The 5818-nt window shown below is 50.2% G+C and carries 5 protein-coding genes and 1 other RNA gene; 4 read left to right on the forward strand and 2 right to left on the reverse strand.

Annotation, left to right across the window (positions count from 1 at the left end):
* Nucleotides 1-166 precede the first annotated feature (166 nt).
* Complete coding sequence (locus tag RIC19_RS17405) at nt 167-1138, reverse strand: ketoacyl-ACP synthase III (RefSeq protein ID WP_350179625.1); 972 nt, start codon at nt 1136-1138, stop codon at nt 167-169.
* 323 nt (nt 1139-1461) lie between these two features.
* On the opposite strand from RIC19_RS17405, the gene ssrA reads away from it, so the two are divergent.
* Nucleotides 1462-1817: a transfer-messenger RNA gene (gene ssrA, locus RIC19_RS17410) on the forward strand.
* Between the two features lie 552 nt (nt 1818-2369).
* Nucleotides 2370-2969, forward strand: a complete 600-nt coding sequence (locus tag RIC19_RS17415) for an acyltransferase (protein ID WP_350179626.1) — start codon at nt 2370-2372, stop codon at nt 2967-2969.
* Here the strand turns inward: RIC19_RS17415 and RIC19_RS17420 are convergent, their stop codons facing one another.
* Nucleotides 2970-3449, reverse strand: a complete 480-nt coding sequence (locus tag RIC19_RS17420; RefSeq protein ID WP_350179627.1) for a c-type cytochrome — start codon at nt 3447-3449, stop codon at nt 2970-2972.
* Between the two features lie 294 nt (nt 3450-3743).
* On the opposite strand from RIC19_RS17420, the gene RIC19_RS17425 reads away from it, so the two are divergent.
* A complete protein-coding gene (locus RIC19_RS17425) occupies nt 3744-4196 on the forward strand; it encodes a 3-oxoacyl-ACP synthase (protein WP_350179628.1) in 453 nt (150 codons plus the stop codon).
* 205 nt (nt 4197-4401) lie between these two features.
* A complete protein-coding gene (locus RIC19_RS17430; RefSeq protein ID WP_350179629.1) occupies nt 4402-5250 on the forward strand; it encodes an MBL fold metallo-hydrolase in 849 nt (282 codons plus the stop codon).
* Nucleotides 5251-5818 lie beyond the last annotated feature (568 nt).

A 5818-nucleotide genomic window follows, 5' to 3' on the forward strand; every position in this document is an offset into this window, starting at 1 on the left:
GTCGAAAACTAGCAATTTTTTGGTTAGACGAGACCCGAAAACCGGAGTTTAGCCTAAGCTAAATGAGGATTTTCGGGGCGAAGTATAAGCGAAAAAGTGCAGTTTACAGACCGATTACTAAAGTCCCAACACGCTCTAAAAGATTAAATAGGCAAGGTAAAGACTTCTACACCCCCCACTCCACAACAGTCCCCGCATAGGAAAGCCCGCCACCAAAGCCAAGCAGCATCACCTTATCGCCTTTTTTGACCTTGCCGGCTTTGATGCCTTCATACAGCGCGAGGGGGATAGAAGCGGAGGAGGTATTGCCATAGACAGATATGCTCTCGAGGGCCTTTTCAACGGGTATGCCGATGCCCTTGCATAAGGCCTCAATAATGCGCATGTTAGCGCTATGGGGAACGAACCAGTCGATATCGTCTATGGTCAGATTGTTTTTATCCAGCAATACTTTGGCTTGTTCGGTCATACGGTTGACGGCCCACTTGAAGACTTTGCGGCCGTTTTGATAGATTTTGCCGCTGGCTTTGATAAGCTCACCGTTTATCATAGTGGATTGACTGGACATGTAGAGGTCTTGCCCGCCGTTGCCTTCGGCACCTACAATGCAAGCCCCAACATTCCCTTTTTCAGCAGCTTCCACCAAGACCGCCCCTGCCCCATCGCCGAAGAGGATACAGGAAGTCCGGTCGGAGAAATCGGTCACTTTAGAAAGCACTTCTGCACCGATCACCAGCACTTTGCGGTGCATGCCTGATTCAATCATGCCTTTCGCAAGAGAAACACCATATCCAAACCCGGCACAGGCGGCAGAAATATCAAGTGCCCCAGCTTGGGCAATACCCAAACGGTGCTGTAATACCGCCGCGACACTAGGCATCACATGATCATGAGAAACCGTAGCCAGCAGGATAAAATCTACATCGCTCAGGTCTTTGTTGTAATCCCTGGCAAGGTTCAATGCGGCTTTTTCGCTAAGGTCGCTCGTGAACTCATTGAGGCGGGCAAAGTGGCGGGTTTTGATGCCCGTCCGGGACTGAATCCACTCATCAGAAGTCTCTATCAGGTTTTCAAAATAATGGTTGTCAATAACTTGTTCGGGGGCATAAGTACCAATGGCTGTAATTTTCGCTTGCATATATTAGAGTATTACCGTCTGAGGCTCTGATTTTTAAAGCTGATTTTGATTGCAAAAATAGATTTTATTCGCTACTTACCAAGTCAAAAAGGAAGGCGACAAAGTGTCAGCTACTATTTTTTTTTGCCTTCTATTGAACTAATGGCACGCTTTTGGATGTTATTGGGGTAGTTCTTTGAAAGCTGAATCAGTCAGTTTTCCCTTGACAAGATGTCAAATGTGCTGAAGGTGCTTCTGCACTCAAGCTAAAACCAGTCAGGCTTAACAGGCTTGGCAAAAAGACCTCCTTCGCTCTTGAGGCTAAGGCGGTAAAATGGGGACGTATTGGAATCGACAGGGAAGTTAACTGGTAAGTAAGCATGCCGGAGCACGATAGTTCACTCCGTTAACAAATGGCTATTTACAATTTCACATGGCAATACTCAGTATGCCATGGCTGCCTAAGACTAGGTCTTAGAAAGCCTTTGTGCCGTACGCTTGACGCCTAATACACAGCGTGCCGCATATCAACCACCCTTTAGGCTAGTAGTCTGCCCTGTTCCGAACAGACTGCGAAATTAAGGAGCTAAGGCTTGAACATGGGTGGGTACCGCGACCTCCCTCAAGCTCGAAAACCTCAATGTGGTACTAAGCATGTAGAAGGCTTATGAGTGCTTTCGCTGGACGCGAGTTCGACTCAGAGGGTCGCCCACGCAGTGATGCGTGGTGCAAAATCGGGTGAATTCAGGGGAACCTGTTCCATAAGCAGGCCATCCTGAGCCAAGCCAGAAGGAAGATTCTGGAAGGTGCAGAGACTAGGGATACTACGGTAAGCCCACAGCGCCCGACATCTCACCGAGATGATGATATAGTCCGACACCCTGAGCAATCAGGGACTGCTTTTTGCAGTGTTAAAAAACAGTTGCTCGCCGTCTCCACAACAATAAGGCTACCACTTCTTTCGGGAAGGGTAGCCTTTTTTGTTTTCACAATACACCAAGCCTGCCTGCTCATAGCCGATGTGTACGAAATATATAGTCAATAACACATTCCGTACCTACGGCACAGCACCCCTCGAATGCCATCTATTTTCTATCAAGATAGCGCACCCAAAGGCGCGCTACGCTATAAACTTTAACTTTCTAATTTGAGCGCTTATGCCATCTCATCCTAAAGCGAAAACCAGCGCAATTCCAGGCGTTTTATTACCTTTCCATAACAACAATTGGAATGGACTTCTAAACTAAAATTTATGATCTACGCTTTCAAAGGCTTCATCCCCGTTGTCCACGAATCGGCTTTCGTCCACCCGCAGGCCGCAGTGACCGGTAATGTCATCATCGGCAGGGATGTGTATATCGGGCCCGGGGCAGCGATCCGCGGCGACTGGGGCGGTATCGTGATCGAAGACGGGTGCAATGTGCAGGAAAACTGTACCATCCACATGTTCCCGGGCGTGACGGTACGGTTGGAAGAATCGGCACACATCGGGCACGGCGCCATTATCCACGGCGCGCATATTGGCCGCAACTGCATGGTAGGCATGAACAGCGTTATCATGGACAATGCCATTATCGGGGCAGCGTCCATCATCGGGGCCCTCACTTTCGTGAAAGCTAAGGCTAAAATTCCGCCCCGCAGCCTGGTGGTAGGCAATCCGGGCAAAGTCATTAAGACCGTTAGCGACGAAATGATCGCCTGGAAGACCAAAGGCACACAGCTGTATCAGACCCTACCGGGCGACTGCCACGCTTCACTTCAACCTACCGAGCCCTTACGGGAAATCCCGGCTGACCGCCCCCAACAGGAAGCCTTGTACGCAACCTGGGAGGCAATCAAGCGGGAGGATTGACTACCCTTCCTGTAAGGTCTTTAGGTAAGCCACGACCTTGCGGATTTCCGCATCAACTTCTGCATCCGACTTCAGGTTCTCAGACTCGCGGAAGGTCTCGCCCCAAACCGGCATAGTGGTGCCGTGGCCCTTCAGCTCTTTATTGCCTTTGACAATATCAAAGATCAACCCTTCCGGGTACTCGCCGTTGCGGCGGGCAGCGATCTTGGTCAGGTCGGGTGGCGTCACCTTAAGTAGATCGGCCATTGGGCCGGCAACGCCTTGCTCACCGTGACAGATTTGACAGTAAGACAAATAAAGTTCTTCCCCCCGCTCAAGAGGGTCCTGCGCTTTATGTACCGGCGCTTCGGCAACAGTTTCTTCAGAGGAGGTATCTGCCGCATTTTCCTCCGCTGTGTTCACACACTGCGTCATCATGAGGGCTAGCCCTGTAAAGAAAGTGGTGGTCAGGATGGCATTAAGAAAGGTTGGTTTTTTCATTTCGTATTATATTTGGTTTTATCTGCCTTTAAGAGCCGTATTGGGACTTCAGTAATCGGTCTGTAAACTGCATTTTTTTGTTTAAACTTCGTCCCGGAAATCCTTCCCGCAAAAACTGCGGGACAGGCTATTTAGCTAAAGCTAAACTCCGGTTTTCGTGCCTGGCCTAACCAAAAAATGCTAGCTTTCCACTAGAAAACCAAAACCCCAACACGCTCTAATTTACAAAGCATTGGCAATCTTTGCAATGCAATACGAAATGATTTAAATCAACTCACCAAAATTCACCTTTCATTGGAAGCAACGATAAAACAGCAGCTCGTCCAACAGTGCAGGGCTCAACTAGAGGCCCGGATCGAAACTCTGCAGCGCTCAGTGGCGACAATACAGGCGGCCCGCAATAACGAAACCAAAAGCAGCGCAGGCGATAAATACGAGACTGGCCGGGCCATGATGCAAATGGAAGAGGACAAGGTACTTGCTCAGCTCGATCAGGCACAGTATCAGCTACAGCAACTCAAGCAGCTGCCCTCATACAGTGGGGCTCAAATTGGGGCCGGCAGCCTGGTGCGTACCCAGAAAGGGCGCTACTTTTTGTCGGTCAGCCTGGGCAAAGCTATTATTGACGGGGACGTTTTTCACTGTATTTCCATTCAGGCCCCGCTGGCACATCAGATGATTGGGAAAACAGTGGGGGACTCAATCGCTTTCAACGAGCAGGTGGACGAAATTTTGGAAGTCGTATAAGTGCATAAAAAAAGCCCGCTCGAAGGCGGGCAAATTTCAAATCGTGACCTTATATTTTTTTTAACCTGTCTTACTTACATCAAGTACCGTGCCAAAAATCAAAATACAGCTGTTTTTCTGCATTTTATGCCCCACTTTTTTTCTAATACCTGGTGGTTGCGGAGGCTCAGCACCTCAGCCCGCCTCTGATGAACCCGTTTCGGCAGTGGAAGCAACCGTTTTAGGCATTGCACAAGATGCCGGCTACCCTCAAGCCAATTGCCAGAAAGCCTGCTGCCGCCCGGCCTGGAACAATCCCGCAAAAAGGCGAATGGTCAGCTGCCTGGCCATCAGCGACCGGCAAGCGGGCAAAGCCTGGCTGCTGGACGCCACGCCCGACTTCCCGGAGCAGCTGCAGTTCATCCGGGACAGCCTGGGATTGGAACTGGGAGGCATTCTGCTCACCCATGCCCACATCGGCCATTACACCGGTCTGATGTACCTCGGGCGGGAAGTAATGGGCGCTCAAGGCGTCCCCGTGTATGTCATGCCCCGCATGGATAGTTTTCTCCGGGAGAACGGCCCGTGGAGTCAGCTTGCTGACCTTGGCAACATCGAACTACGCCCTTTGCGAGCTGGCAAAGCAGTGAAGCTTAGTCTAAACATTACCATTACACCCTTCCCCGTACCCCACCGCGATGAGTTTTCGGAAACAGTAGGCTTCAGCGTGCAGGGCCCTAACCACCAACTAATGTTCCTGCCGGATATCGACAAATGGGACCGCTGGACAGTGTCCATCGACTCCATGGTAAAGGCTCATGACCTGGCTTTTCTTGATGCCACTTTTTACTCCGGAGCCGAGCTGCCCGGGCGGGATATGTCGGAAATCCCCCACCCTTTTGTGCAGGAGAGCCTAAAACGCTTTGCCCCTTTGCCTGACAGCATCCGAAGACGGATTCATTTTATTCACTTCAACCACTCCAACCCTTTGCTGCAAGCGGGCAGTGCAGCACAGCGGGAGGTGGAACAGGCAGGGTTTGGGATCAGCCGGGAGGGGATGCGGTTTGGGTTGTAAATGGCGGAGTGTTTCCGATGCAGTATCTCTATCCACTAGTGGCTCAAGTTCTAAGTCTCTGATAATTAAGCCGCCGGAATTTTGTTCGCTGAAGAAGCCTGGAAACGTAGGCGTAGCCGAAGCTACGGCGAGGCTTTCAGGTTACATCAGCGGGCAAAAGGTCAAGACTTTGATTGTCAAGGTTTTAGGACTTGGCCCACTAGCCCCACCCCGTATTCCGCTCAACGGCTCAGCACACCTTAGGGCATTGATGCTCCCTGCCTGGTTTTCATCATTTGATCCTTTCAAGCAAACTCTGAAAAATCATATCTTTGTACTTCAAGGAGGATTAGTGCTCCCCGCTTTTATTCATGGGAGAAACTGCTGACTTCCTTTCACTCATTGAGAAACTGGCCACCGGGTACGGCCTGATGTGGAGTATACATCGCTTAGAGCGTGTTGGGACTTTTGTCTTCTAGTCGAAAACTAACAATTTTTTGGTTAGACGAGGCACGAAAACCGGAGTTTAGCCTTAGCTAAATGAGGATTTTCGGGACGAAGTATAAGCAAAAAAGTGTAGTTTGCAGGC

Origin of the sequence: Phaeodactylibacter sp., assembly GCF_040219495.1 — a bacterium.
Lineage (GTDB): Bacteria > Bacteroidota > Bacteroidia > Chitinophagales > Saprospiraceae > Phaeodactylibacter.

Excerpts from the sequence above, each read along its gene's own strand:
- RIC19_RS17405 (WP_350179625.1), bottom strand. The coding sequence starts at position 1,138 with ATGCAAGCGAAAATTACAGCCATTGGTACTTATGCCCCCGAACAAGTT.
- RIC19_RS17415 (WP_350179626.1), top strand. The coding sequence starts at position 2,370 with ATGATCTACGCTTTCAAAGGCTTCATCCCCGTTGTCCACGAATCGGCT.
- RIC19_RS17420 (WP_350179627.1), bottom strand. The coding sequence starts at position 3,449 with ATGAAAAAACCAACCTTTCTTAATGCCATCCTGACCACCACTTTCTTT.